The organism is Parasphingomonas caseinilytica (assembly GCF_036663755.1).
In the GTDB taxonomy this organism is placed as follows: domain Bacteria; phylum Pseudomonadota; class Alphaproteobacteria; order Sphingomonadales; family Sphingomonadaceae; genus Sphingomonas.
The window spans coordinates 309,663-335,554 of record NZ_JAXOJL010000003.1 but is presented as its reverse complement, the minus strand read 5'-3'; the positions used below and the strand labels follow the sequence as shown (position 1 = coordinate 335,554).

The 25,892-nt window shown below is 65.7% G+C and carries 24 protein-coding genes; 14 read left to right on the top strand and 10 right to left on the bottom strand.

Translation table 11 applies throughout. From position 1 onward, the window contains the following. Positions 1 to 3 precede the first annotated feature (3 nt). Positions 4 to 792, bottom strand: coding sequence for an SDR family oxidoreductase (locus U1738_RS09770; protein ID WP_332788859.1), 789 nt, complete (start codon positions 790 to 792; stop codon positions 4 to 6). Positions 793 to 942: 150 nt separating this feature from the next. On the opposite strand from U1738_RS09770, the gene U1738_RS09765 reads away from it, so the two are divergent. From U1738_RS09765 to U1738_RS09755, 3 genes are read left to right on the top strand one after another with little or no spacing between them, the layout of a single operon-like run. Further along, a complete protein-coding gene (locus U1738_RS09765) occupies positions 943 to 1,701 on the top strand; it encodes an SDR family NAD(P)-dependent oxidoreductase (RefSeq protein ID WP_332788858.1) in 759 nt (252 codons plus the stop codon). A 9-nt stretch (positions 1,702 to 1,710) separates the two neighbouring features. Then, positions 1,711 to 3,348 carry an FAD-dependent oxidoreductase gene (locus tag U1738_RS09760; RefSeq protein WP_332788857.1) on the top strand — a complete coding sequence of 546 codons (1,638 nt, stop codon included), beginning with the start codon at positions 1,711 to 1,713 and terminating at the stop codon, positions 3,346 to 3,348. Then, entirely contained in the window at positions 3,345 to 4,964 is a 1,620-nt protein-coding gene (locus U1738_RS09755; protein ID WP_332788856.1) for a GMC family oxidoreductase, read from the top strand. The genes U1738_RS09760 and U1738_RS09755 overlap by 4 nt, the downstream gene beginning before the upstream one ends. Before the next feature lie 41 nt (positions 4,965 to 5,005). Here the strand turns inward: U1738_RS09755 and U1738_RS09750 are convergent, their stop codons facing one another. From U1738_RS09750 to U1738_RS09725, 6 genes are all read right to left on the bottom strand, one after another. Then, entirely contained in the window at positions 5,006 to 6,298 is a 1,293-nt protein-coding gene (locus tag U1738_RS09750) for a spinster family MFS transporter (protein ID WP_332788855.1), read from the bottom strand. Beyond that, positions 6,295 to 7,269: a fumarylacetoacetate hydrolase family protein gene (locus tag U1738_RS09745; protein ID WP_332788854.1), complete on the bottom strand. Its 975-nt coding sequence runs from the start codon at positions 7,267 to 7,269 to the stop codon at positions 6,295 to 6,297. Before U1738_RS09745 ends, U1738_RS09750 begins: the two co-directional genes overlap by 4 nt. Before the next feature lie 11 nt (positions 7,270 to 7,280). Beyond that, positions 7,281 to 8,438 (bottom strand): alpha/beta hydrolase family protein, encoded by a 1,158-nt coding sequence (locus U1738_RS09740; protein ID WP_332788853.1) that lies wholly within the window; start codon positions 8,436 to 8,438, stop codon positions 7,281 to 7,283. Positions 8,439 to 8,501: 63 nt separating this feature from the next. Continuing rightward, positions 8,502 to 9,620 carry an FAD-dependent oxidoreductase gene (locus U1738_RS09735; protein WP_332788852.1) on the bottom strand — a complete coding sequence of 373 codons (1,119 nt, stop codon included), beginning with the start codon at positions 9,618 to 9,620 and terminating at the stop codon, positions 8,502 to 8,504. 69 nt (positions 9,621 to 9,689) lie between these two features. Then, positions 9,690 to 10,556 (bottom strand): VOC family protein, encoded by an 867-nt coding sequence (locus U1738_RS09730; RefSeq protein ID WP_332788851.1) that lies wholly within the window; start codon positions 10,554 to 10,556, stop codon positions 9,690 to 9,692. 98 nt (positions 10,557 to 10,654) lie between these two features. After that, positions 10,655 to 13,150 (bottom strand): TonB-dependent receptor, encoded by a 2,496-nt coding sequence (locus U1738_RS09725; protein WP_332788850.1) that lies wholly within the window; start codon positions 13,148 to 13,150, stop codon positions 10,655 to 10,657. Between the two features lie 170 nt (positions 13,151 to 13,320). Between U1738_RS09725 and U1738_RS09720 the strand changes: the two genes are divergently transcribed. Genes U1738_RS09720 through U1738_RS09710 form a run of 3 tightly spaced genes read left to right on the top strand, consistent with a single transcriptional unit; the run spans position 13,321 to position 15,950 of the window. Beyond that, on the top strand, positions 13,321 to 14,079 hold the full coding sequence (locus tag U1738_RS09720; protein ID WP_332788849.1) for an SDR family NAD(P)-dependent oxidoreductase: 759 nt from the start codon (positions 13,321 to 13,323) through the stop codon (positions 14,077 to 14,079). 1 nt (position 14,080) lies between these two features. Continuing rightward, positions 14,081 to 14,596: a cupin domain-containing protein gene (locus U1738_RS09715; RefSeq protein WP_332788848.1), complete on the top strand. Its 516-nt coding sequence runs from the start codon at positions 14,081 to 14,083 to the stop codon at positions 14,594 to 14,596. A gap of 22 nt (positions 14,597 to 14,618) precedes the next feature. Beyond that, the gene (locus tag U1738_RS09710; protein ID WP_332788847.1) at positions 14,619 to 15,950 is read left to right on the top strand and encodes a Rieske 2Fe-2S domain-containing protein; all 1,332 of its coding nucleotides are present in this window, start codon (positions 14,619 to 14,621) and stop codon (positions 15,948 to 15,950) included. A 21-nt stretch (positions 15,951 to 15,971) separates the two neighbouring features. On the opposite strand, the gene gtdA is transcribed toward U1738_RS09710, so the two are convergent. Then, a complete protein-coding gene (gtdA, locus tag U1738_RS09705) occupies positions 15,972 to 17,027 on the bottom strand; it encodes a gentisate 1,2-dioxygenase (RefSeq protein WP_332788846.1) in 1,056 nt (351 codons plus the stop codon). A gap of 80 nt (positions 17,028 to 17,107) precedes the next feature. Between gtdA and U1738_RS09700 the strand changes: the two genes are divergently transcribed. Beyond that, positions 17,108 to 17,812 (top strand): fumarylacetoacetate hydrolase family protein, encoded by a 705-nt coding sequence (locus U1738_RS09700; RefSeq protein ID WP_332788845.1) that lies wholly within the window; start codon positions 17,108 to 17,110, stop codon positions 17,810 to 17,812. Further along, a complete protein-coding gene (gene maiA, locus U1738_RS09695; RefSeq protein WP_332788844.1) occupies positions 17,809 to 18,423 on the top strand; it encodes a maleylacetoacetate isomerase in 615 nt (204 codons plus the stop codon). The genes U1738_RS09700 and maiA overlap by 4 nt, the downstream gene beginning before the upstream one ends. 30 nt (positions 18,424 to 18,453) lie before the next feature. Here maiA and U1738_RS09690 read toward each other — a convergent pair whose 3' ends face one another. Next, a complete protein-coding gene (locus U1738_RS09690) occupies positions 18,454 to 18,957 on the bottom strand; it encodes a MarR family winged helix-turn-helix transcriptional regulator (protein ID WP_332788843.1) in 504 nt (167 codons plus the stop codon). A 72-nt stretch (positions 18,958 to 19,029) separates the two neighbouring features. After that, the gene (locus U1738_RS09685) at positions 19,030 to 20,277 is read right to left on the bottom strand and encodes a flavin-dependent oxidoreductase (protein ID WP_332788842.1); all 1,248 of its coding nucleotides are present in this window, start codon (positions 20,275 to 20,277) and stop codon (positions 19,030 to 19,032) included. Positions 20,278 to 20,393: 116 nt separating this feature from the next. Between U1738_RS09685 and U1738_RS09680 the strand changes: the two genes are divergently transcribed. Genes U1738_RS09680 through U1738_RS09655 form a run of 6 tightly spaced genes read left to right on the top strand, consistent with a single transcriptional unit; the run spans position 20,394 to position 25,876 of the window. Next, entirely contained in the window at positions 20,394 to 21,398 is a 1,005-nt protein-coding gene (locus U1738_RS09680; RefSeq protein ID WP_332788841.1) for an amidohydrolase family protein, read from the top strand. A 13-nt stretch (positions 21,399 to 21,411) separates the two neighbouring features. Beyond that, complete coding sequence (locus U1738_RS09675; protein ID WP_332788840.1) at positions 21,412 to 22,425, top strand: DODA-type extradiol aromatic ring-opening family dioxygenase; 1,014 nt, start codon at positions 21,412 to 21,414, stop codon at positions 22,423 to 22,425. A gap of 16 nt (positions 22,426 to 22,441) precedes the next feature. Further along, positions 22,442 to 23,104, top strand: a complete 663-nt coding sequence (locus tag U1738_RS09670; protein WP_332788839.1) for an RraA family protein — start codon at positions 22,442 to 22,444, stop codon at positions 23,102 to 23,104. After that, positions 23,101 to 23,772: an RraA family protein gene (locus U1738_RS09665; protein WP_332788838.1), complete on the top strand. Its 672-nt coding sequence runs from the start codon at positions 23,101 to 23,103 to the stop codon at positions 23,770 to 23,772. Before U1738_RS09670 ends, U1738_RS09665 begins: the two co-directional genes overlap by 4 nt. Continuing rightward, entirely contained in the window at positions 23,769 to 24,407 is a 639-nt protein-coding gene (locus tag U1738_RS09660; protein WP_332788837.1) for a 4-carboxy-4-hydroxy-2-oxoadipate aldolase/oxaloacetate decarboxylase, read from the top strand. Before U1738_RS09665 ends, U1738_RS09660 begins: the two co-directional genes overlap by 4 nt. A gap of 29 nt (positions 24,408 to 24,436) precedes the next feature. Then, positions 24,437 to 25,876, top strand: a complete 1,440-nt coding sequence (locus U1738_RS09655) for an NAD-dependent succinate-semialdehyde dehydrogenase (protein WP_332788836.1) — start codon at positions 24,437 to 24,439, stop codon at positions 25,874 to 25,876. Positions 25,877 to 25,892: the final 16 nt, after the last annotated feature.

The window sequence follows — 25,892 nt, the reverse complement described above, 5'->3', positions numbered from 1 at the left end:
CAATCAGGCCGAGGCCTTCGCCACCGCCGCGCCGATTTCCTGCCCGGTCGGGTTGCGACGCAGCGTGAGGCCGCCATTCACCTGCAGATTCTCGCCCGTCATGAAGCATTCGTCGCTCGCCAGCCAGACGGCGGCGGCGGCAATGTCGTCCGACGTGCCGATCCGCCCGAGCGGATAGCCGGCGACGAAGGCGTCGAACAGGCCGGGCACCTCCTTCGCCTCCGCCGTCATCGGCGTGTCGGTCAGGCCGGGCGAGATGCTGTTGGCGCGAATGCCGCGGTCGCCGAATTCATTCGCGACGCAGCGGATGACGTGATCCGCCCCGGCCTTGCAGCCCATATAGGCGGCATGATCGTTGAGCATGATCTTCGCGGTCGCCGAACTGATCTGGATGATCGATCCGCCGGTGTCGTCCATCGCCTCGATCATCGACTGGCAGAACAGGAACGGGCCCTTGAACTGGAGCGCCATCATCCGGTCCAGTTCGTCTTCGGTATTGTCCAGAAACGGTTTGAGCAGGCCCCAGCCGGTCGCGTTGACCGCGATCGAGACGCTGCCCATCGCGGCGCGCGCGTCGCGGCCCAGCGCGAAGACCTGGTCCCGGTCGGTGATGTCGCAGGGCAGGGCATGGCCGCCGATCTCTTCGGCGAAGCGCGTCAGCTCATCCATCGATCGTCCCGCGACGGTGACCGCCGCGCCCTCGTCGCGGAAACGGCGCGCGATCACCTGCGCCATATTGCCGCGATTGGCGGCACCCAGCACGATCGCGGCCTTGCCCGATAAACGCCCCATCGATCGTCTCCTAGCGTCGCTTGTGGATAGTCTTTTCCATCTGCCGCCATAGGCCGAAGGCCGCGCGGAACGTCCTGTTCAAAAAGGGAGTGGCTGTGCGCGAGTGGTGCGCGCAGTCTGGCCGCAATATCATAAGTCGGAGCGGCTGCGATGGATCTGGGTTTGAAGGGCAAGAAGGTCATTCTGACCGGCGGCAGCCGCGGCATCGGCCGCGCCGCGCTCGAGATCTTCGCCAGCGAAGGCGCCGATATCGCGTTCTTCTCGCGCAACCAGGCGCAGGTTGACGAAACCGTGGCATCGCTGTCGCGGCACGGCGGCACGGTGATCGGCGAGGCGTTCGAGATCGGCGAGATGGCGCCCTATCACGCCTGGCTCGTCGCGGCGGCGGAAAAGCTCGGCGGGTGCGATATCTTCGTGCCGGGTGCGAGTGCATCGGGTGCCGGGGCAACCGGGGACTGGGACGCCTGTTACCGGCTCGACCTGCTCGGCGCGGTGCGGGGGTGCGAGGCGCTGGAGCCGTTCCTCGAAGCGTCCGGCGTGGGATCGGTGGTGATGATGTCGAGCACGGCGGGCATCGAGACGTTCATCGTGCCGCAGGCTTACAACACGATCAAGGGCGCGCTGCTCATCTATGCCAAGCAGCTCGGCCAGGCCTGGGGTGCCAAGGGCATCCGGGTGAATACGGTCTCGCCCGGGCCGATCGCCTTTCCCGGCGGTAATTGGGAAGCGATCAAGGGCGCGATGCCGGAATTGTACGACGCGACCGAAGCGCAATTCGCGCTCGGCCACTGGGGCGGGGCCGAGGACGTGGCGCGCACCATCGCATTCCTCGCCAGTCCGGCTTCGTCCTACACCACCGGCACCAACATCGTGGTCGATGGCGGCTATACCAAACGCGTTCAGTTCTGAGTCCGGAAGATGGACCGGCTCGACGTCATCGTCCTCGGCACCGGTGCCGCAGGGCTGACCGCCGCGATCACCGCGCATGAGGGCGGCGCGCGGGTCGGCATCTTCGAGAAGGCCGAAACGGTCGGCGGAACGACGGCCTGGTCGGGCGGACAGATCTGGATCCCCAACAACCCGCACCAGATCGCGCTGGGCAAGCCGGACAGCCGCGCCGAGGCGCTGACCTATCTTGCCGCCTTGTCGCACGGAATGATCGATCCGCTGATGGCGGAAACCTATGTCGATACCGGCCCCGAGATGATGACGTTCCTGGAAGAACGCACGCCGGTGAAATTCTATTCGATCCCGGATTTCCCCGATTACCATCCCGAATTTCCCGGCGGCAAGCCCGAGGGCGGGCGCACGCTCGAATGCCCGCCCTTCGCCTATCCCGAACTCGGCGACTGGTGCGACAGGGTCGGCGTCTCGCCTTATTATCCCGATCTCACGATGACGATCGGCGAGACCACGCTGGGTCAGCCGGTGCCGCAACCGGCCTCGCCCGAGGTTAAGGCCGGGCGTGTCGCGCGCGATGAACGCGGCATGGGGCTGGCATTGGTCGGGCGATTGTTGAAGGGGTGCCTCGATCGCGGGATCGTTCCGGTGACCGAGGCGCGCGCGATCGATCTCATCATGGAGGGCAAAGTCGCCGGCGTGCGCTTCGATGGCCCGGATGGGCCGTTCGAGGTGCGTGCGGACAATGTGATCCTGGCGACCGGCGGCTTCGAATGGAATGCCGATCTGGTTCGCGCCTTCACGCGCGGGCCGCTGACTCATCCCGTCTCGATCCGGACCAACACCGGCGACGGGCTGAAGATGGCGATGCGTGTCGGCGCGATGCTCGGCAACATGCGCGAGGCGTGGTGGATGCCGGTGATCGAGGTACCGACCGACGTGATCTCGATGGGGCGGCAATTGCTCACCTACGAGCGCACGATGCCCGGCGGGTTGATGGTCAACCGTCACGGCAAGCGTTTCACCAACGAGGCGTCGAACTACAATGCGTTCGGCGCGGCGTTCCACGAACAGGATGTCAGCCGGTTCGAATATGCCAATCTGCCGTGCTGGCTGATCTTCAATCAGGAATTCTACGCCAGATATCCGTTCGTCGGCGGGCTGACCGATGGCTTTGCGCAGGCGGCGACCCCGCCGCAATGGATACCGCGCGGTGATACGCTGGAGGATCTGGCGGTGCGCGCGGGGATCGATCCGGCGGGTCTCGTCGCCACGGTCTCGCGGTTCAACGATCTTGCCGGGGGCGAGACGCCGCACGATCCCGATTTCCGGCGGGGCGAGAGCGCGAACGATTTGTGGTGGGGCGATCCGGCCTTCCGCGGGGATCGGCGGGCGACGCTCGGCCCGCTCGGCTTCGGTCCGTATTACGCGGTCGAGGTGAAAAGCGGCGCGCTCGGCACCAAGGGTGGCCCGCAGACCGATCGCGATGCCTGCGTGCTCGACGTCGATGGCGCGCCGATCGCCGGCCTGTATGCGGCGGGCAACGTGATGGCCTCGCCGATGGGGATGACCTATGGCGGCGCGGGCGGCACGCTCGGGCCGGGCATGGTGTTTGGTTACCGCGCCGGCCGGCACGCGGCCGCGCGCGCGGCATGAGCTGGGACTATATCATCGTGGGGGCAGGCTCGGCGGGCTGCGTGCTGGCCGAACGGCTATCGGCGAGCGGACGACACCGTGTCCTGTTGCTCGAGGCTGGGGGTGCCAATACCTCGCCGATGGTCACCATGCCCAAGGGCATCGGCAAGCTGGTGCTCGATCCGGTCCATGCCTGGCACTTCCCGGTCGCGCAGCCTCGCACCGACGATGCGCCGGCCAGCGAGATCTGGCTGCGCGGGCGTGGGCTGGGCGGATCGTCGGCAGTCAACGGGATGATCTGGGTCCGCGGACAGGCGGCGGACTATGCCGACTGGGAGGATCTCGGCGCGACCGGCTGGGGCTGGCCGGCGATGCGTGAGGCGTTTCGCGCGATCGAGGATCACGCGCTGGGCGATGACGGCCTGCGCGGGGTCGGCGGGCCGGTGGCGGTATCGCCGGGCACCTATCGTTATCCGCTGGCCGAAGCGCTGATTGCGGCGGGCGAGCAGTTCGGACTGGAACGGCGCGACGATCTGAACCGCGAGGATAATGAAGGCGTGGGCTATTACGCCCACAACATTCGGCGCGGCAGAAGGCAGAGCGCGGCGGAATCGTTCCTGAAGCCGGCCCGGAGCCGCGCGAACCTGACGGTGAAGACCGGGGTGCTGGTCGATCGCGTGTTGTTGTCGGACGATCTGCGCGCGATCGGTGTGGAGGCGCGCGTCGATGGTCGGTCGGTGCGGTTCGACGCGGCGGGCGAGGTGATCCTGGCGGCGGGTGCCCTGTTGTCGCCGCACATCCTGCAACATTCGGGCATCGGCCCGGCGGCGGTCCTGCGCGCAGCGGGGATTGCTGGGCGCGTCGACAGCCCCGATGTCGGTCGGCGGATGCGCGATCATCTCGGCTTCTCGCTGCCCTACCGGTTGAAGCGGCATCCCGGCAACAACCGCCAGTTCCACGGCGTCGGCTTGGTGGCGAATGTGCTGCGATATTATCTGACGCGCACCGGGCCGCTCGCCACCGGGCCGTTCGAGGTCGGCGCCTTCGTGCGCACCAGCGATGCGGTGGAGCGCGCCGATGCGCAGCTCTATATGAGCGCGTTCACCTTCGCGCGCGGCGACGATACCTTCCCGGTACCGCTGGCCGAGGTGGAGCGCGCACCCGGGCTGACGATGTACGGCCAGTTGCTGCGCCTGACGAGCGAGGGCGATCTGCGCGCGACCTCGCCCGATCCCGCCGCTCTGCCGCAGATCACGCCCAACTGGCTGACGACGGCGGAGGATCAGCGCTCGGCGATCGATCTCGTCCGGGTCATGCGGCGCTACATGGCGCAGCCTGCGATAGCGCCGTGGCTGGCGGAGGAACTGGTGCCGGGGGCGGACAAGACCAGCGACGCCGACCTGCTCGATGCGTTCCGCCGCCTGTCATTGTGTGGCACGCACGCGGTCGCCACCTGCCGCATGGGCAGCGACAATCACGCCGTGGTCGATCCCGATTGTCGGGTGAACGGCGTGTCCGGCCTGCGCGTCGTCGATTGCTCGGTGATGCCGGCACCGGTTTCGGGCAACACCAATGCACCGGTGATGGCGCTCGCCTGGATCGCCGCGAAACGCATCGCTGCGGGGCGAGCGGGTTGAGGGCGATCGCTTGTTGCCGATCCTTACTCCGCCATCAGCAATCAGTTCGCGATGATCCTGCGCCGCGCGACCCATAGCAATATGGACGCTATTAGAGGTGCCGCGATCATCAGGGACAATGCGTGCCGCAGTGCGTCTTCACCATAGGTGGGGGTTAGCGCATCGCTCACTAAGCCGATGATCAACGGCCCGATCGCGAAGGCGATGAGCGTCTGGGCGATCAGCATCAGGGTCGATGTCAGCCCGCGCCGGGTCGGTGGCACGAGCGATACCGCGAGCGCGACGCAGGGGCCGAGCGAGCTCGACAGCATGAAGTTCATGATCGCGATGCCGACCATCACCACGGGAAGCGAGGGGGCGAACAGGAACAAGGCGAACGCCGGAGCCGCCAGCGGCAGCGCGAGGATCGGGACGATCAGGCCTGCCCAGGGGTTTCCGCTCCGCTTGATGAGGCGAGTGGCGAGCATGCCCGACAGGATCGTGCCCAGAATGCCGCCGAGTACCGCCGGCGGCCCCACCAGCGCACCGACCTCGGCCAATTGCACGCCGTGCGAGCGCAGCAGGAATGCCGGTGCCCAGGTCGGCAGGCAGGCGAGCATCATGTTCGATGCGGCATAGCCCAGCGCCAGCCAGCCGATTCCCGGAACCTTCAGCACGGCGCGGACCGCGGTCAGCAGACTGCCATCCTCGATCGGCTGCGCACCCTTGACGAGCGTGCGCGCGGTGGGCTGCATCGTGAAGGCGATCAGCAGGACCAGCACCAGCCCGGCCGCGCCGAACAGCTCGAACATCGTCCGCCATCCGTGGGATGCGGCAAGGATCCCGGCCAGCACCGACCCGATCATGACGCCGACCCCGGAACTCGCTTGAAAGATCGATACGGAGCGCGAAAGCCGCGGCCCGGGATACAGATCGGCCAGCAAGGACAATGCGACCGGAAACACAGTCGCCTCGCCGACGCCGACCAACATCCGGCAAAAGGTGAGGCTGGCGAACCCCTGTGCGAAGCCCGTCGCCGCAGTCGCGGACGACCATAAAGCAACGCCGAGCACGAGGATCAGCCGGCGGTTGCCGCGATCGACCCAGCGCGCGATGGCGACGCCGGCGATCAGATAGAAAAGCGAGAAGGCGAAACCGGAAACGATGCTGATTTCCGTATCGCTGAGCAGCAGCTCCTTGCGGATCGGCTCGACGACGATGCCGAGCAGCGCGCGGTCGGCATAGTTGAACATGTTGGCCAGAAACAGCAGCACCAGACCATAAGCGGCGACCAAGCCACCCTGCGGCACTGACGTCTCGGATCCACCGATGTCCGCATTCTGGGCAGCGGTCACGCCTGCACCACGCGCTGGTCGATCACGCCGAACAGCGGCGAGCCGTCGGGCAGGGTCGCTTCCATCCGCACACGGTCGCCGAATTTCATGAAGCCGGTACGTGGTTTGCCCTCGTCGATCGTCTCGATCCCGCGCCGTTCTGCGATGCAGGATGATCCCACCTCGCGGTAATTCGCGTTCGAGACGGTGCCGCCGCCGATGATGGTGCCGGCGCACAGCGATCGGTTGCGTGCGGCGTGGGCGACATGTTCGGGAAACGACCAGTGCATCTGATATCCTTGTGCCGCGCCGAAACGTTCACCGTTCCAATCGACGACGAGTGGTACGTCGACCCGGCCGTCGCGCCAATATGCGCCAAGCTCGTCGGGCGTGATCGCGATCGGTGCCACGCTGCAGGCGGGCTTGGCCAGCACCCATCCGAAACCGATCTTGGCCTCGCGCGCGGCATGGCCGCGCAGCGACCAATCGTTGATCAGCACGACGAGCTTGATGTGGGTTGCCGCCTGTTCAGCCGTGGTGCCCATCGGCACATCGTCGACGATGATGCCGAATTCGCCCTCGAAATCGATGTTCGCGGCTTCGCTCGGCGTCGGAAAGTCGGCGGTGCCCGAATGGAACATGTGCGACATGCCCTGATACATTAGCGGCGCATCGTTGGGCGGGGGTTCGCGACCGGAGACCATGCGTAGCAACTCGCCGTGACTGTCATAGGCCGAACCGTCGAGCCACTGCCACGCCCGGGGCAGTGGCGCGAGCGCGTCGCCCGCGAGGAAGTCGACCGCTTCGGACAGGTCGCCACGTTCCAACGCGTCGGCGCGCGCGCGCAACGGCGCCTCGACCTCGCTCCAGCGCTCCAGCGCGTCCTGCAGCGTCGTCGCGATGCCCTTGGCGGGAACCGCGCGCGCATGATCGCGCGACACCAGCACGAGGAGCCCGTCGCGCGTGCCATTGGCCATGGTGGCGAGTTTCAAGACCGCTTCTCCTATCGAGCGTCGTGCTGGGCGAGCTTCTTGAGCAGCCAGGGCGCGATGATGTCGTTGATCGTGCGCTCGGGGCCCCAGCCTGCGCCGAAGCCCATATGGACGCCCTTGGGGTTGATCCACGCTTCCTTCGCATCACCGCGCTGGAGCAGCAGCAACTGATCGGCGATCGGGACCTGGCTGTCCTTGGCACCGTTCATCACCAGCATCGGCGCACAAGGGCGATCTATCTGGTCATCGATCAGCAGCGACATGCGCGGGCCGTATTCGAGAAATTCGTCGAGCGTCTTCACGCCGAACACGTTCGCCCGCGCGCCGAACAGGTCGAGCAGATATTCGCGCGTGCCCAACGCCTTCAACTGCCATTCGGGCTGGAAGAAGTGGTGCACCGCGCCGCCATGGTTGATCGCGCCAAGCAGGCGGTCCTTCTCCGCGAGGGCAACGCGCGTGGCCCAGTGACCGCCCCAACTGACGCCGCGCATGAACATCCGCGTCGAATCGATGTCGGCGCGCGTCTCGGCCCAATCGAACACCGCGGAGAACATCCGCTCGGCACCGACATCGCCCTTGATCGGTGCCTGGCCCGTACCGGGCATGTCCATGCCGAACACCGCGATACCATGCGGCAGGTAGTTCAGCGCCTCGTCGGCGACGTTTTCCTTCCAGAAATCCAGCCCACCGCACTGGACCATCAGCGGGAAGGCCGTGGGCACCGCGCTGGCACCGTCGGGCTTGCGCAGATAGCCAATGATTTCGCTGCCCTCGAACGGGATGCGCACGACCTCAAGCGGGTTCGGCAGCAGCGCCGCATAGCGCATATAGGCCACGATCGCCTTTTCGTACGATGCCTGCTTGCCGGGGGTCGAGATGGTCGGGAAGCGTCCCATCGTGTAGGTCGCGAATGCGCTCTTGAAGAGATCGCGTTGCGTGGTGCGATCGGCGGCCGCCTCGGCTTCGGCCATCACCCGGTCGCCGACCGTCATCCATACCGCCGCCCAATCCTCGGGCTCGAGCGTGGTCAACGCCGCCATCGCAGCCTGGGCATCGGCGGGACGGACGCCGCGCCCTGGATAGCCGCCGTTGGTGATGCGCTTGACCGTATCCTCACGCAGTTCGTCCAGCGTGCGGGGGGCCGCGATGCGCGGATCCGGGAGGCTCATGCGGGTATCCTATCGTTGTGATGATGCCAGCAGTTGCCGGCCTTCATGGTCAATTGTGCGGGTTCAATAGGGGAGGGCCAGCGCCTTGGTTGCGGCGCCCATGATACTGCCCTGCAGCGCGCGGTCGGCACCGGCGATCTCCATCGCGCCCGATTGCACCGAGGTCTCGACGACCAGCTTGGCGCGTTCGAAACGGCGATCCATGAAGGCGCGCAGCGCCGCCGCGACATCGTCCGTTCTGGTCAGTTCCTGCGCCAGCGCCAGCCCGTCCTCGACCGCGAGGCCTGCGCCCGACGCCATGTGCGGCGTCGTCGCATGCGCGGCATCGCCGATCAGCACGACGCGGCCCTTGTACCACGGATCGGGCAACAGCAGCCATTCGAGGGGGCGGTAGACGATCTGAGACTCCTCGCCGAGCGCCTCCCGCACCGCCGTGATGTTGCCGCCGAACGGTGCCATCAATTCGCGCAGGTGCGCGACATGCGTCTCGGGTGCGAACCACGGATTGCCGGGCACATGTTCGAGCAGGAACACGTACATTTCGTCCTGCGAGATCGGGGACATGCCGATCTTCAGCGGCCCGCCGAAATAGATTTCGGCGCGGTCCACGTCCGGAGGCCGCTTGGCGACGATCCTCCAGCAGCCCTGGTCGGTGAATTGCGGTTTGGCAGCATCGGGAAAGATCATCTCGCGCGTCTTGGAGAAAATGCCGTCGGCACCGATCATCAGGTCATAGCGCGCGGTCGTGCCGTCGCTGAACACGATATCGACGCCCGCTTCATCCTGTTCGAGCGTCTCGACGGTAATGCCCAGCTTCACGTCGATGCCGCTGGCGCGCACCCGGTTCGACAGAATGTCGTGCAGCACCGGGCGCATGATGCCGCCGCCGTGCATGACCGGCGGCGACCCCGCCGGCGCGCGCATCGGTGGCCCCAGCGGCTCGCCGGTGAATTTCATCGGTCGCATCCCGTCGTGGACGAAACCCCGGGTCCGAATCTCGTCGAGCACGCCCAGATCGTCGAACGCGCGCAGCGACATGCCGGTGATCGTGATACCCGCGCCATAGACGCGCCAATTGGGATCGGCATCGATCAGCGTGACGCCGATCCCGCGCTGCGTCAGTGCGAGCGCCGCCGACATGCCGCCGATGCCCCCACCGACGACCAGAACAGACTCTACCATCTCGCAACCCCTCCAGGAATCGTCCGGGTTATGCCGGTACGCACCACAAACCCTTGTCCGGTTCGGCGGTTACGTGGGGACGTTGCCGGGGATGATGCGGCCTGTGCCCCATTGGTCGGTAATGTCGCCGTTCATCGGGTAGGTCTTCGCCTCCCAGACGTCTTCGTCGACGTCCTCGAGATCGGACGTGTATTCGACCGCGGTGCCGTTCGGCGTGATGTAATAGCTGAAGGTGTTGTTGCCCGCCGTGTGCCGCCCCGGACCCCAGTTGAGGGTGACGCCCGCCTTGGTCAGCCGGGCGAGGCCGCGCATCAGATCATCGACGCCGCTGACGTCGAAGGCGACGTGATTCAGCGCCGGCGGTCCGGGCATGATCGCCAGGCGGTGGTGGGCCGGATTGCAGCGCAGGAACACCATGAACTCGCCGATCCAGTCGGACACCCGGAAGCCGAGCGCATCTTCGTAGAATTTCAGCAGGCCCTTATGATTGGGCGAATGCAGCACGATGTGGCTGAGCCCGGTCGGAATCGCCTCGCCACGCGAGAGCGGACGCGCGACGCGCTTGCTGGTCTCGCAAATGACCTCGATCGCGCGCCCTTCGGGATCGAAGAAGCGCGCGGCATAGCCGCCTTGCGGACCTTCGGCAGGACCCGGCTCCGCGATCGGCTTGGCACCCGCAGCGATTGCCTGCGCGAAGATCGCATCGACATCGGCGCGCGAGGCGGCGGAAAAGCCGATCAGATCGGTCTTCTTCTCATCATCCTGGCGCAGCCGGACCACGAAGGGATGTTCGGAGCCTTCGGCAGCGAAATAGATCTTGCCGTCCTGTTCGGCAATTTCGGTCAGGCCCCAGGTCTCGCCATAGAAGGTCCGCTCCGACGCGAGGTCGGGCACGGCATGGGCGACATAATGGAGATCGGTCACTCGAGTGGTCATGATGGTCTGTCCCGGTCCAATTCGATGCTTCGATCATAATTCCCGATAACAGGAATTACAAGCCCCGCGACGACGGCGCCGCGGGGGCTTGCCCCCGGTTATTTGAAGCGACCGCCGATGCGGATTCCGTAGGTCCGGGGTGCCGTGGACAGGCCGGACTGCGTGCTCAGCGCGCCGCTCACGTTCGACTGGGTGATGCGACGGTGGTTCTCGATATTGTTGACGAACAGCGAGGCGAACCATGCGTTGGAGTTCGGCGAGACCGTCAGCGAAGCGTCGGACTGGAACACCGCCTTGGAAATCACCCAGGGCTGATAGCTGGTGGCGGCGAAATAATCGCCGCGCCAGCGTGTGCCGCCCTGCGCGACCAGCTTGTAGTCGCCAAGCTCGAACGTCTGCTCGCCGCTGACGTTGAACGACCATTTCGGAGAGAACAGCCCCTGCTTGCCCGAACAATCGACGCTGAACTGTGCCGGCACCGTGCCCACCGCCGCGACCGGCGTGTAGGGGCAGGCGAAGTTGGGCACGCCGCTCGATTGCGCGGTCGCGATCGTGTAATTGTCATAGCGGTTGTCGAGATACTGGACGCTGCCGTTGATCCGCGTGGTGCGCGTCAGCAGGAAATCCACATCGACGTCGACGCCCTTGATCGTGCTGCGACCGATATTGTCGGTATAGAAGACCGTCACGGGCGGGCTGCTGAAATCGGTGCCGAACTGGGCGATCTGCTGGTCCTTATACTTCCAGTAGAACCCTTCGATGTTGAGCTGCAGCCGGTTGCCGAAGAAGCGGTTCTTCGATCCGATCGTATAGGCCTGGATCGTCTCGGGCCGGTACGTTTCGCGCCCGCGCCCGAAATTGAACCCGCCGCTGTGGAAGCCGGTTTCGAAGCTGGCATAGAGCAGGTTCGACGGCGTCACCTGCAGATCCGCAGCCAGACGATAGGTGAATTTCTTGGTGTTCAACGTCGTGACGTTGGGCAATTGCGCATTCAGCACGAAGGGCGCCGTCTGCGATCCGCCGGCCGCCGGCGGCAGCGCGAACAGCGGCACCGGAGTCACGCGGATACCGCGCGCGCCGTAGAATGCGGTCACCTCGCCGGCCGAGAACACCGCCGGGAACAGCGGCGTGTTGGGGCAGAAATCCTGCGGCGGCGCGGGGTTGCCGCAGAACAGCACGAAATTGTTGCTGAGTCCGTTGATGTATTTGCGGTCGTCGGTGTAGCGGCCCGCCGCGGTGAGCGTCAGCGTGTCGGTGGCATGCACCGCGAGCCGCCCGAACGCCGCCTTCGAATTGGTCCCGGTCTTGTAGTCCTGGAAGGTGAGCACGGTTAGCTGGTTCAGCGCGGTGGAATTGCCGATGTCCTCGTCGAACAGGAAGGCGCCGACCAGATAATCCGCGATCGTCCCGATCTTGCCGGCGAAGCGCGCTTCCAGCGTCGTCTGTTCGGCATGCTCCTTGATGTTGAACGTGCGGAAATTGGACGTCGTGGACAGCGAATTGATATCCGATTCGCGGTAACCGGCCTGCACCGTCAGCGTGCCGGCGGCGGTCGTCCAATTGGTCTCGTTGGTGATGCCCCAGACCGCGTTATTCTGACGCGGGTAGGTGCCGGTCGCCTCGGAGAAACGCCCGGCCTGGGGGATGAAGCGGGTCTGCACGAACGCTTCGGTCCGCGGATCGTGCACGCCGACCTTGGGGCCAAGCTGAGGCGTCGGCGTGAAGGCAAAGGCACCGTTCACGACCCCATAGGTGCCATAGACGAACGATCCGGTGCCGACGCCGCCCTGGTGCGAATAGTCCACGCCGATGCGGGTCGTCAGGTCGGGCGTGAGCTCGGCCAACACCTGCGCACGCACCGCTTCCTCCCGCTGGTCGGACGTGCCGTCGGACAGATAGCCGTCATGCCGGTTGATGGCCCCGGCCACACGCAAGGCACCCTTGTCGCCGATCGGCAGGTTGATCGCGGCCTGCCCCTGGACCGCATTGTAATTGCCGTAGCTGGCCTGGAATTCGCCGCTGGTGACGCCGAGTCTGGGACGGTTGGGCAGCACGTTGATCGCGCCGCCGGTCGCATTGCGACCATAGAGCGTGCCCTGCGGCCCCTTCAGCACTTCGACGCGCTGCAGATCGTAGAAGAAGCCCTGGGTCGAGTTCGGGCGACCGATATAGATGCCGTCGTAATTGAACGAGATCGCCGCATCGCTGTACGAATTGACGGTGCTGTTGCCGACGCCGCGGATGAAGAACGAGGTGTTGGGACCGCCCGATGCGGTGGTGACCAGAGCGGGCACGACGCGCGACAGATCCTCGGCGCGCGTCACGTTCTGACGCGTCAGCTCCTGCGGACTGATCACTGCGATGGCGATCGGAGTCTTCTGAGCCGATTGTTCGACGCGCTGCGCGGTGACGATGATGTCCTGCAGCCCTTCCTGCTCGGTATCGATCGCGGAGGGCGCGGCACCCTGCGGTGCGTTGCTGGCGGGCGTGGCCTGGCCGACCGGCGCGGCATTTTCAGCGGGCGTGGTCTGCGCATGTGCGGGGACGGCAGCGATCGCCAAAACCGATGCGGACAATAAAACGATGTGCTTCATAACCTCTCCCGAATAATCCAGCTCTGCGGCTCTTATTCCCGATATACCGAATTTTATTTGCGATGCAAGATCGTCAGATGTCTGTCGGTATCTGCTTGTCGCAGAGTGGCAATTCCGTGTAGAGCGAATTGCATCGTCGCCGTGACGGCGAGCAGATGAGAGGATGACGGATGGGAACGGGGCTGTTCGACCTGTCGGGCAAGATTGCGCTGGTCACCGGATCGACGCGCGGCCTGGGCTACGCCATTGCCGAGGCGATGATCGCGCAGGGCGCGCACGTGATCGTATCGAGCGAGAATGCCGACGATACCGCTGCCGCCGCGGCGCGGCTGGGAACGACCGGTATCGCCTGCGACGTGTCCGACGATGCCGCGATCGTCGCGCTGGTCGCGCAGATCGTCGAGCGATTCGGCGGCCTCGACATTCTGGTGTCCAATGCGGGGATCCAGGGCGGGCAATCCGCCGACCCGCTCGACATGACGGTCTTCGACCGGGTCATCAAGGTCAACCTCCGGTCGATGTCGGTGCTGACCAAGCATGCGTTGCCGTACATGGCCGGGCGCGACGGCCCGTCGGTGATCCTGATCGCCAGCATCGCCGGCCTGCGCGGCAATGCGCGAATCGATGCCTATGCGCTGGCCAAGGCCGGCGTCGTACAGCTCGCGCGCAACCTCGCGGTGCAATGGGGGCCGAAGGGCGTGCGGACGAATGCGATCGCACCGGGCCTGATCGCGACGAGCTTCGCCGACGGCCTGATGGGCGACGACGCATTCATGGCGAAGCGCATGCAGATGACGCCGCTGCGCCGCGTCGGCCAGCCCGAGGAGATCGCCGGTGCCGCCGTGTTCCTCGCCGCGCGCGCCGGCGGGTTCGTCAATGGACAGGTGATCGTCGTCGATGGCGGCACCGTGATTACCGATGGGGGTTGAGATGCCGGCCGTATCAGGATTGCCGCCCGTTCGTCGTATCGTCACCGGGCACGATGCCGCCGGCAAGGCGGTGGTGATCGACGACAGCACGCTCGATGCGCGGGCCAACCCGACCGGCACGTCGCATCTGACATTGGTCTGGACGTCGCTCGGCACCCCGGTCGACAATGACGACGCGACCGACGGCCGGACCCGCGCGATCGACCTGACGCTGCCGGGCGGCTCGGTGATCCGCACCGTCGATATGCTGCCGGGCACCACGGCCCCGATGCACCGCACCAGCAGCCTGGATTATGGCATCGTGGTTTCGGGAGCGATCGAGCTGGTGCTCGACGATGGCGTGAGGACGCGGTGCGAGCCGGGCGACATCGTCATCCAGCGCGGCACGATCCATGCCTGGCACAATCCGAGCAGCGACACGATCGCACGCGTCGCGTTCGTGCTGCTCGATGCAAAGCCCGCGACCGTCGATGGCGTCGCCTTGCCCGACATTCATCCGAGCGGGCGGAAATCCTGACCGACGAGCGCTGGAGAGAGAGATGGACGCCAAACAGAACGAACTGTTGACGCAAGTCGGGCCGGGAACGCCGATGGGCGATGTCCTGCGCCGCTACTGGTTTCCGATCGCCGGCGTCAGCGAGTTCGACACGCAACGCGTCAAGGCGATCCGCCTGATGGGCGAGGATCTCGTCGTCTACCGCGACCTGAGCGGCAATTTCGGGCTGGTCGAGCGTCAATGCGCACATCGCCGCGCCGATCTGTCCTATGGCTTCGTCGAGAAATGCGGCTTGCGGTGCAATTATCACGGCTGGGCCTATGACCAGAGCGGCCAGTGCGTCGAGATGCCGTTCGAAGATACGGTCGTCCCCCAGGCCAAGTACAAGGACAAGATCAGGATCAGGGCCTATCCGGTCAAGGCGCATGCCGGTTTGCTCTGGACCTATATGGGGCCGGCGCCCGCGCCCGAACTGCCCGATTGGGAACCGTTCGGCTGGAAGAACGGCTTCCGCCAGATCGTGATTTCCGAACTACCGTGCAACTGGCTCCAGGCGCAGGAGAATTCGATCGACCCGGTGCATTTCGAATGGATGCACATGAATTGGGGGCGGCGGCAGGAGGACGAAAATGCCGAGCTCGGGCCCCGCCACATGGAAATCGCGTTCGACGAATTCGATTACGGCCTGATCTACAAGCGCAAGCGCGAAGACCTGATGGAAACCCATTCGATGTGGACCGTCGGCCGCGTGTGCCTGTGGCCCAATGCCTTCTATCTCGGCGACCATTTCGAATGGCGCATCCCGATCGACGACGAGAACATGCTCAGCGTCGGCTGGATGTTCAATCGCGTGCCGAACGAGCAGGAGCCATATGTCCAGGATCGCATCCCGACGTGGCGCGGGCCGATCGTCGATCCGGCCACCGGTCGCTGGCACAGCCGCCACGTGATGAACCAGGATTTCGTCGCCTGGGTGGGGCAGGGGACGATCGCCGACCGCACCAAGGAGAAGCTGGGCCTGAGCGACCGTGGGATCCAGATGCTGCGCAAGCAATTGCTGAAGGATATCAAGGCGGTCGAGAATGGCGAGGACCCCAAGGGGATCATTCGCGATCCGGAAAAGGCGAAGAACGTCCAGTTGCCGACGGCGGAACGCGACCTGCTGATGAAGGGCGCGAGTCTGGAAGGGTTCATGAACCACCCGTTCTTCGGCCACCACATGCACGAATTCCTGTTCCAGGCCGGGCAACCGCGCGAGGTTTGGGAGTCGTTCTGTGCGGCGATGGGAATCGCGCCGGGCGAAGCGCATGGCGCGCCGCCGCCCGCGGCACGGTTCGGCGTCGTGATGAAGGAAGAGGAGAAGGCGGGGGCCTGAACGGGCGACCGTCCCCTCCGCTTACTCCAGTGCCTGCCGCCAGAGCGACAGCTTCTCCTGCGTGGCGCGATCCGAATAGCTGAACAGCACCAGATCGCTGTCGGCGGAGAAGCGGCGTTCGGACCAGGAAGGAACGACCACGATCTCGCCGGGCGTGAGCGGGAAGGGCTTACCGTCGATGAACAGCGTGCCGGTGCCCTCGACGACGACGCTGATCATGCCGTCGCTGGAGCGCGCGGGCGCGGTCTCGAACCCGGCCGGAACCAGCCGGGCGAAGGCGGACATCGTCGCCATCACCGGGCCGCCGTCGACCGGATTGGTGAACTCCATCAGATAGGCGTCGTGCGCGTGCGGTGCTTCGCTGCGGCGCAGGACCTCCAGCGTCTCGCGCCATTCGGCGAATTTGTAGATGAAGAGCGGATTGCCCTGGCCGGCGAGTCGATCGGCGTGCACCGGGCGCATGTTGCGGCCCCAACGCATCGCCGCATCGCCAGCGGGGCGCGAGGTGGGCCAGGCGCCGCGATCCTCGCGATGTTCGGCGAAGCTCGCGTCGAGCATCTGGACCAGCGGGATGTCGAGGCCGTCGAGCCAGATCATCGGCTGGTCGGTCTCGTTGCCGTGATCATGCCACAGCCAGGCCGGGGTCAGGATCAGATCGTATTGCTGCATATACGCCCGTTCGCCGTCCAGGGCGGTGAAGGCACCTTCGCCCTGCATGATGAAGCGCAGCGCGTTCTGCGCGTGGCGGTGCGCCGGGGCGACCTCTCCGGGCATGATTAGCTGCAGCCCGGCATAGAGCGTGTTGGTGATTCGCGACTGGCCGGGAAGCGCGGGGTTTTCGAGGATCAGCACGCGCCGCTCGGCCTCCGCCGCGGTGATGAGGTCGCCCGCCTCCATCAGCAGCGGCTGGACGCGGCCGAAGCTCCACGCGGCGGGAACGGCCGGGGTGCGCGGCGTCGGCGTCACCAGTGCGGACAGCACGGCCCATAACGGTGCCAGCGCTTCGGGCTTCAGGCGATCGTAGAAGTCGTCGCGGGCCGCTTCGAGATTGGTCGGTGTTCTGGTGATCGTGGCCATGACGGAAATGTCCTCTTTATGCTTGCGTCGGCATACGCTCTTGTCCACGGTTTTTCCAGAGAATCGTCAGAGGACTGATCATGCCACATGCTTTCACCCTGCCCGAACGCCCCGCCGCCGCCATTGCGGGGAGCGACGACACCTTTCCGGTCGGCCGCATCATCTGCATCGGGCGCAATTACGAGGCGCATGCGCGGGAGATGGGGAAGGATCCGAATCGCGAGGCGCCGTTCTTCTTCGCCAAATGGGCGGATGCGTTGACGCCCAACGGCGCGACGATCCCCTATCCGCCCGAGACGAAGAACTATCATTTCGAGGCCGAGCTGGTGATCGCGATCGGCAAGGAGGGCGCGAAGGTGAGCGAGGCGGACGCGTTGGACCTGGTGTTCGGCTATGCGGTCGGGCTCGACATGACGCGGCGCGATCTGCAGCTCGAGGCGCGCGACAAGGGCCGGCCGTGGGAGATCGGCAAGAACTTCGCCTTCTCGGCACCGATGGCGGCCATCCGCCCGGTGGCTGAGGGCCATGTCGCCTCCGGCCCGATCCAGTTGCGCGTGAACGGCGAGCTGAAGCAGGACGGCGACGTCCGCGACCTGATCTGGGATTGTGCCGAACAGATCGCCTATGTCAGCCGCTTCGAACGCCTGCTGCCGGGCGACCTGATCTTCACCGGCACGCCGGCCGGCGTCGGCGCGGTGGTGCCGGGTGACGTGATCGACGTGACGATCGAGGGCCTCGCGCCGCTTCAGGTGACGATCGGCGACAAGGAAGCGGATTTCGTATGATCCTGCATGACTTTCCGCTGTCGTCGGCGAGTTATCGCGTGCGCATCGTCCTCAGTCTCAAAGGGCTGGCGTACGAAAAGCGCAATTACGTGCTGCGCGCGGGCGATCAGCGTGCACTCGAATATCTGGCGGTCAATCCTGCCGGGCTCGTCCCTACGCTGGAGACGGATGGCGTGCGGCTCGGGCAGAGTCTGGCGATCATCGAGTATCTCGATGCGATCCACCCCTCACCGCGCATGATCCCGGTCGATCCGATCGCGCGGGCCCGGGCGATGGAACTGGCGCTGACGATCGCGTGCGACATTCACCCGATCAACAATCTGCGCGTGCTGCAATATCTCGAGCATGAGATGGGGCAGGACAAGGCGGCGATCGACGGCTGGTATCGCCACTGGGTCGAGCAGGGCTTCGCGACGCTGGAAAAGCTGCTGCCCGACACGCAATTCGCCGGGGGCGATGCGCCCGATATCGTCGATGCCTGTCTGGTTCCGCAAATGTACAATGCCCGGCGCTTCAAGGTCGATCTGGCGCCGTTTCCCAAGCTGACGGCGATTGCGGATCGCGCTGGCGCGTTGCCTGCGTTTGTGGAGGCCGCGCCGCCTGCCCTTTAGGGCCGACGATAGCCCGCTCGGCAGCGCTTCCTAGACTTTGTCGCTATTCCGCTCGGATCGGATCGGCGCCCTGGTCTGTTCGTTGAAAACCTCGACGAACCGTTCCAGCAAGCTCAGGAATTTCGCCGCGTCCTTGGCCGAGAAGGGTTCGAGCGCGCGTTCGCGGGCGCGCTGCGCCGGTTGCGTCACGCGGTCGAGAATCGCGTGCCCCGCCTCCGACAGGGTGATGATCTTGCGCCGCCGATCGACGGGGTCGTCGCGGCGTTCGATATAGCCCGCGTCCGCCAGCTTGCTGACCACCAGCGCGGTCGTCGATCGGTCGATGCCCACCAAAGTCGCGATGCCGACCTGATCGAGGCTGCCCCGCGCGCGCAGGACGATAAGCGTGCCGAACTGCGTGGTGGTGAGGCCGGTTTCCGCCGTCTCTTCGAGAAACAGCGCGACGCTGATCTGGTGCGCCCGCCGCAGCAGGAAGCCCGGTCGCCCATACAGAGCGTCCAACGATTCCCCGCTCGGTTCTTGATCCTGCTCCATACGCACGCCTTCACGAAATTCCGTATTTCGCTGTTGTTAGCCGATCCGGCCGGCCGTGTAAGCCGGTCGCGATCAGGCCGGGGCAGGTTGCTGCAGGCTGAAACCCGCAACCCGCTTGTACCGGTCCGAAAGGTCGCGCAATTCATGTTGCGAGATATAGTCTTCGAGATTGTCGAACGGGCGGTCGCCGACCAGTTCCTCGACCTTCAGGTTGATGATGTCGGGCGGGCTGGTGCGGTTGGTTCGTACGATCTCGGCAGTCGCCGGTCGGCGTTCCGCCTCGTATTGCGCGAACGCGGCGCACGGGTATTCGCTGGACGCGAGCAGGTCGGCGAGCGTGCGCACGTCGATCAGCGCCTGTGCCGATCCGTTCGACCCGCGTGGATACATCGGGTGCGCAGCGTCGCCGGCAAAGGTCACGCGACCGAACGTCCACCGATCGACCGGATCCTTGTCGACCATCGGATATTCCAGCACCGTGTCGGCATCGCGGATCAACTGGCCGACGTCGAGCCAGTCGAACTTGAAGCTTTCGTAGATCGGCAGGAAATCGGCGCGGTCGCCTTGCTGGTTCCAATCGTTGCGATGCGCGCGATCGGTCTCGATTTCGGCGATCCAGTTGATCAATTGATCGCCCGATCCGTCGATGTAATCGACAATCGGATAGACGACGATCTTGCCGGTCTTGATCGATCCGATCCGCATATAGGTGCGACCCCCCAGGATCGGCCGGTGACGCGTCACGCCGCGCCACGTGTTGATGCCGGTGAACGCGACCGTTTCGTCGGGATAAAAGAGGCGTCGTACTGCCGAATTGACGCCATCGCAGGCAATGGCGATGGCGGCGGTGACCGGTGGGCGCATCGATCCGTCCGATGTCGCCTTGAAGTGCAGCGTGACGTCGGCGTCGGTTTGATCGAGCGCCACGAACTGATGGTCGCAGGCCACGGCATCCGCGCCGAGCCGCTCGCGCACCGCCGCAAGCAATATGCCGTGCAGCCGCCCGCGATGAATGCCGACCTCCGGCTGGGGATAGCCGGCGAGTTTGCCGCGCGGTTCGCCGAACAATTTCTGGCCGAAGCGGTTGAAGAATCCGCTCTCCTGATTCTCGATGCCCACCGCGAGCACGGTATCCGCCAGTCCGAGCGTGGCGATCTCGCGCATGCCGTGCGGCAGCAACGTGATGCCAACGCCGATCTCGGCGATCTCGGGCGCAGCCTCGTAGACGCGGCACCCGATGCCGTGGCGGTGCAGCCCCAGGGCAAGGGCAAGGCCGGCGATCCCGCCACCGATGATCGCAATGCTGCGTGGGGCTTCCATGGCCGCTCCGTCCTAAATGGGTTGCACGTCGGACTGGCATATAATATCAGACGTCTGACAATGTCGAGACCGATCGATTCATGCCGTGATGGCGGAGCGGGGGCGGAGAGGGCTAGATGATCATTGATTGCCATGGGCATGTGAGCGCCCCGCCCGAACTGTGGGCGTACAAGTCTGCCGTCCTGTCGCACCGTGGCAGCCATGGGCGCGGCGAGGTCCGCGTGACCGACGATCAGATCCGCGCCGCCGCGAACAAGAAGGAAATGGCGCCGTGCGGGCATCTCGACATGCTGCACAAGCACGGCACCGATCTGCAGCTGATCTCGCCGCGCCCGTTCCAGATGATGTCGAGCTTCGAGCCGGGCCGGGTGGTCCATTGGTTCGTCGAGGAATGCAACACGATCATCCACCGCAACGTGGAGCTGTTTCCCGACAAGTTCGTCGGCATCTGCGGTCTGCCGCAGGTCGCGGGCGAGCCGATCGAGAACACGTTCGCCGAATTCGATCGCTGCGTGTCGCTCGGCTTCAAGGGCTGCCTGCTCAACCCCGATCCCTATGAGAATAATGGCACCCACCCGCCGGGCCTCGGCGAGCGTTATTGGTATCCGCTGTACGAGAAATTGTGCGAACTCGATCTGCCGGCGCACATTCACGCGACCGGATCGCGGCAGGATCGCGAGCCCTATTCGCTGCATTTCATCAACGAGGAAACGACCGCGGTCTACAACCTCGTCAATTCGGATGTATTCACCGATTTTCCCGATCTCAAGATCGTCGTCAGCCATGGCGGCGGTGCGATCCCCTATCAGATCGGCCGGTTCATCGCGGGCAACATCTATGCCGGCAAGGACTTCCGCGAGAATTTCTCCAAGCTCTATTTCGATACCGTCCTGTATACCGAAGGCGCGCTTAGGCTGCTGATCGAGACGGTCGGCGCCGACCATTGCCTGTTCGGGTCGGAATGCCCGGGCGTCGGTTCGCAATACGATCCGCAAGGCTCGCAGGTCAGGACGATGGACGACATCGCGCCGACCATCGCCGGGTTCGACTGGCTGTCGGATGCGGACAAGAAACTGATCTTCGAAGACAATGCGCGCCGGGTGTTCAACCTCGACGTCTGACAGGAGAGACAAGATGGCAGAGATCGTTCTCGGCATGTGGACCACGCATGGTCCCACCCTCTCCACCACGCCGGAAGAGTGGCTGCTGCGCCTGCCCGCCGATCACGCTAACAAGGCGCATTGGTATCAGACCGGGCGGTATGATTTCGACACCTTGGTCGAGATGCGCAAGGGCGAGGGGCTGGCCGAGAAGAGCTCGCTCGAGGAGCGGACCACGCGCAACGCCGCCTGCCGCGCGGCGATCGACCAGATGGCCGATGCCTATGCCGCCGCGAAACCCGACGTCGCGATCATCTTCGGCAACGACCAGCAGGAATTGTTCAACGAGACGCTGATGCCGGCGTTCACCGTGTTCAATGGCGAAAAGGTCTGGAACGAGCCGTCGTCGGAGGCGCAGGCCGCCAAGCATCCGCCGGGCATCCACGCCGCAGAGCCGGGCCACAAGCCGTCCACCTACACCGAATATCCGGGCCATCCCGAGCTGGCCAATTATCTGATCGGCGATCTCGTCGCGCACCAGTTCGACATCACGCGCGCGAACACGCTGCCGCGGCTGGAGAACCATTGGCATAGCGGGATCGGCCACGCGTTCGGCTTCGTCTATCGCCAGATCATGCGGGATCAGGTGGTGCCGCACGTGCCGTTCATCACCAACACCTTCTTCCCGCCCAACCAGCCGACCGCGCGGCGCTGCTTCGAGCTGGGCCGCACGGTGGGCCGCGCGATCAAGGCGTGGAAATCGGATGCGCGGGTCGCGATCTTCGGCTCGGGCGGCATGTCGCATTTCGTGATCGACGAGGCATTCGACCGGAAGATCTTCGATGCGCTCGCGGCCCGCGATGCCGAGACGCTGTGCGCCATCGGCGAGGATTGGCTGCAATCCGGGACCAGCGAGTTGAAGAACTGGATCGCCGCAGCGGGCGCGCTGTTCGAGACCGATCTGGCCGGCGACGTGGTGGATTACCAGCCCTGCTACCGGTCCGAAGCCGGCACCGGCACCGCCAACGGCTTCCTCTACTGGAACTGAGTCTACGGGAACTGATATGGATGATTTCGCCACCCGCCTCGCGCGGCTCGATGCCTGTGCGATTTCCGATGCGCTCGATCAACTGGGCCTGCCGCCGTCGGTGACCGGGCTGGGGTCGCGCGCGGCCCGGGGCCGGGTGTCGGGATCGATCATCACGGTGAAGCTCGCCGCGGGCAAGCCGCCGGAAGGCACGACGCCGCGCCACCTCTGCACCACCGCGATCGACATGGCCGCGCCGGGACAGGTGATCGTCGTCGAGCAGCGCACCGGCGTGGAATGCGCGGGCTGGGGCGGCATCCTGTCCAACGCGGCGCGCGGGCGGGGGGTGTCCGGCGTGATTGTCGAGGGGCTGGCGCGCGATGTCGATGAGGCGGCCGATATCGGCTTCCCGGTTTATGCGCGTGGCAGCACCGCGCGAACGGCACGCGGGCGCATCTACGAAACCGCGACCGGCACGCCGATCACCGTCGGCGACGTGACGGTGGCGACCGGCGACTGGGTGGTCGCCGACGGCAGCGGCGCGGCGTTCGTGCCGGCGGATCGCATCGCCGACGTGCTGGCCGCCGCCGAACGCATCGCCGCGCGCGAGGCCGGCATGACCAAGGCGGTGCTCGCCGGTCATCCCGTCTCGACCGTGATGGGCGGCGATTACGAACACCTATTGGAGACGACCGAGTGACCGATACCCCCCTCTCCGATCGTAACGTCGAACGCGCTTCGAAGCTCGAGACCGCGACGCTCAGCGACGCGCTCGACAAGCTCGGCATCGCCGGACAGTGCCTGGGCATCAAGCCGTTGGACCACAGGTTCCGGCTGGCGGGCCGCGCCTTTACGCTCGCTTATGCGCCGGTCGGGCACCCGCTCGGCACGGTCGGCGATTTCATCGACGACGTGCCCGAGGGGCATGTGGTGGTGATCGATAACGGCGGCCGGCCCGACGCGACGGTATGGGGCGACATCCTGACCTTCACCGCCAACAAGCGCGGGCTGGGCGGTACGGTGATCGACGGGGCGTGCCGCGACACGCATCTGGCGCTCGATCTCGGCTATCCGATGTACAGCCGCAGCTATTCGATGCGCACCGGCAAGGACCGGGTGCAGCTCGACGCGACGCAGGTGATCGTGACGATCGGCGACGTGCGCGTCTCACCGGGCGACATCGTGCGCGGGGATTCGGATGGCGTGGTCGTCATCCCCGCCGATCGCGAGGACGAGGTGCTCGCCGCCGCCGAGACGATCGACGCCGCCGAGATGCGCATCCGCGATGCCATCGCCGGGGGGCTGCGGCTGGACGAGGCTCGCAAGCAGCAGCAATACCATTTGCTCCAGCGCCGCGACGCGCAGTGACCTACAGCCCCGCACAGCTGGCCGAGGCGACCCGGCTGGGGGCGGCAACCTTGCACGAGGCAGCGGGGCGGATCGGCGCGTTGCCGTCTGCGATCAAGCCGGTCGCACCCGAGATGCGCATCGCCGGCCCGGCCTTCACCGTGCACATCCCGGCGGGTGACAATCTATGGATCCACCGCGCGCTCTATGAGGCGAAGCCCGGCGACGTGCTGGTCGTCTCGACCAGCGGCGGCATCGAATGGGGCTATTGGGGCGACATCCTGAACACCGCGGCGATCGCGCAGCGGCTCGGCGGGCTGGTGATCGACGGCGGCGTGCGCGATGTCGGCGCGCTCGTCGCCATGCCCTTTCCGGTCTTTTCCAACGGCATCTGCATCAACGGCACGATCAAGGGTTATGAAGCGACCGCCTGGACTCGCCAGCCGATCCGTATCGGCGCGGTCGTCGTGCGGCAGGGCGACCTGATCGTCGGCGACCGCGACGGTGTCGTCGTGCTGCCCGAAGCGGCCGTGGCCGACGCGCTGGTGCGCGGCGACGCCCGCGAACGTGACGAAGCCGACAAGATCGCACGCATCCAGGCCGGCGAACGGACGCTCGACATCTATGGTTTCGGCGAAACGGGCGATCCCCGCTAGCGGCATCCCCCGTATCCGAAGGATTTGGCGTGAGCGTTGAAGACTATCCGCAGCCGACCTTGTTCATCGCCGGCGTCTGGCGCGGGGCGAGCGACGGCGGGACGATTCCCGTCGTTAATCCGGCGACGGGCGAGACGATCGGCGATCTCGCGGTGGCCACCCGCGACGATCTCGACGAGGCGCTGGCGGCGGCGGATGCGGGCTTCAAGGTCTGGCGCGCGGTGTCGGCCTATGATCGCGCGAAGATCCTGCGCGCCGCCGCCCGGTTGATGCGTGAACGCGCCTCGGCGATCGGTCGGATCTCGACCCTCGAACAGGGCAAGCCGATCGGTGAATCCACCGCCGAAGCGCATGCCTGCGCGGATATCTTCGACTGGTATGCCGAGGAGGCGAGGCGGGCTTACGGCCGGATCATCCCGTCCAAGCATCCCGGCGTCCGCCACATGGTCACGATGGAGCCGATCGGCCCCGTCGCGGCATTCTCGCCCTGGAATTTCCCGACCACGATCCCGTCGCGCAAGATCGCGGCGGCGCTGGCGGCGGGGTGTTCGGTGATCATCAAGCCCGCCGAGGAGACGCCGGGCAGCGCGCTCGCGCTGGCCCGCGCGCTTGACGATGCCGGCTTGCCCAAGGGTGCGTTGAACGTCGTGTTCGGCGTGCCCGCCGACATCTCGACCTATCTCATCGCCTCGCCGGTGATCCGCAAGATCACCTTCACCGGCTCCACGACGGTGGGCAAACAGCTCGGCGTGCTGGCGGCCAGGGTGATGAAGCCGACGACGATGGAACTCGGCGGCCATGCCCCGGTCATCGTGTTCGGCGATGCCGATCTCGATCGTGCGGTACGCGCGCTGGTCGCGGGCAAGTATCGCAACGCCGGACAGATCTGCATCGCGCCGACGCGCTTCTATATCCATGACAGCCTCCACGACGCGTTCGTCGAGCAATTCGCAGCGGCCGCCAGCCAGTTGAGGCTCGGCAACGGGCTGGACAAGGCCACGAATATGGGGCCGCTCGCCAATCCGCGCCGGGTCGCGGCGATGCACGACATGATCGCCGACGCGGTGGCGACCGGCGCGCGCTTGGCGACCGGCGGATGTCCTGCCGGACAGGCGGGCAATTTCTGGCAGCCGACGGTTCTGGCCGATGTTCCGAACGACGCGCGCCTGATGAACGAGGAGCCGTTCGGCCCGGTGGCCGTGACCCAGCGCTTCGACAGTTTCGATCAGGTGGTCGCCGAGGCGAACCGGCTGCCCTACGGCCTTGCGGCCTATGCCTGGACCCGATCGTCGCGCACCGCCGCGGACATCGGGGACGCGATCGAGGCCGGGATGATCGGCATCAACTTCGTCGGATTGACCGGCCCGGAAACGCCCTTTGGCGGGGTGAAGGAGAGCGGCCACGGTTCCGAGGGCGGCATGGAGGGGCTCGACGCGTATCTGCATCACAAATACATCGCGCAAGGGTAGCGGGTGATGGCGAAGC

What these genes read in the sequence shown, in the direction of transcription:
- maiA (WP_332788844.1), top strand. Translation starts at nt 17,809, where the DNA reads ATGATCCTGCATGACTTTCCGCTGTCGTCGGCGAGTTATCGCGTGCGC.
- gtdA (WP_332788846.1), bottom strand. Translation starts at nt 17,027, where the DNA reads ATGGCCACGATCACCAGAACACCGACCAATCTCGAAGCGGCCCGCGAC.
- U1738_RS09760 (WP_332788857.1), top strand. Translation starts at nt 1,711, where the DNA reads ATGGACCGGCTCGACGTCATCGTCCTCGGCACCGGTGCCGCAGGGCTG.
- U1738_RS09675 (WP_332788840.1), top strand. Translation starts at nt 21,412, where the DNA reads ATGGCAGAGATCGTTCTCGGCATGTGGACCACGCATGGTCCCACCCTC.
- U1738_RS09735 (WP_332788852.1), bottom strand. Translation starts at nt 9,620, where the DNA reads ATGGTAGAGTCTGTTCTGGTCGTCGGTGGGGGCATCGGCGGCATGTCG.
- U1738_RS09755 (WP_332788856.1), top strand. Translation starts at nt 3,345, where the DNA reads ATGAGCTGGGACTATATCATCGTGGGGGCAGGCTCGGCGGGCTGCGTG.
- U1738_RS09740 (WP_332788853.1), bottom strand. Translation starts at nt 8,438, where the DNA reads ATGAGCCTCCCGGATCCGCGCATCGCGGCCCCCCGCACGCTGGACGAA.
- U1738_RS09670 (WP_332788839.1), top strand. Translation starts at nt 22,442, where the DNA reads ATGGATGATTTCGCCACCCGCCTCGCGCGGCTCGATGCCTGTGCGATT.
- U1738_RS09725 (WP_332788850.1), bottom strand. Translation starts at nt 13,150, where the DNA reads ATGAAGCACATCGTTTTATTGTCCGCATCGGTTTTGGCGATCGCTGCC.
- U1738_RS09720 (WP_332788849.1), top strand. Translation starts at nt 13,321, where the DNA reads ATGGGAACGGGGCTGTTCGACCTGTCGGGCAAGATTGCGCTGGTCACC.
- U1738_RS09690 (WP_332788843.1), bottom strand. Translation starts at nt 18,957, where the DNA reads ATGGAGCAGGATCAAGAACCGAGCGGGGAATCGTTGGACGCTCTGTAT.
- U1738_RS09770 (WP_332788859.1), bottom strand. Translation starts at nt 792, where the DNA reads ATGGGGCGTTTATCGGGCAAGGCCGCGATCGTGCTGGGTGCCGCCAAT.
- U1738_RS09730 (WP_332788851.1), bottom strand. Translation starts at nt 10,556, where the DNA reads ATGACCACTCGAGTGACCGATCTCCATTATGTCGCCCATGCCGTGCCC.
- U1738_RS09680 (WP_332788841.1), top strand. Translation starts at nt 20,394, where the DNA reads ATGATCATTGATTGCCATGGGCATGTGAGCGCCCCGCCCGAACTGTGG.
- U1738_RS09700 (WP_332788845.1), top strand. Translation starts at nt 17,108, where the DNA reads ATGCCACATGCTTTCACCCTGCCCGAACGCCCCGCCGCCGCCATTGCG.
- U1738_RS09685 (WP_332788842.1), bottom strand. Translation starts at nt 20,277, where the DNA reads ATGGAAGCCCCACGCAGCATTGCGATCATCGGTGGCGGGATCGCCGGC.
- U1738_RS09710 (WP_332788847.1), top strand. Translation starts at nt 14,619, where the DNA reads ATGGACGCCAAACAGAACGAACTGTTGACGCAAGTCGGGCCGGGAACG.
- U1738_RS09765 (WP_332788858.1), top strand. Translation starts at nt 943, where the DNA reads ATGGATCTGGGTTTGAAGGGCAAGAAGGTCATTCTGACCGGCGGCAGC.
- U1738_RS09715 (WP_332788848.1), top strand. Translation starts at nt 14,081, where the DNA reads ATGCCGGCCGTATCAGGATTGCCGCCCGTTCGTCGTATCGTCACCGGG.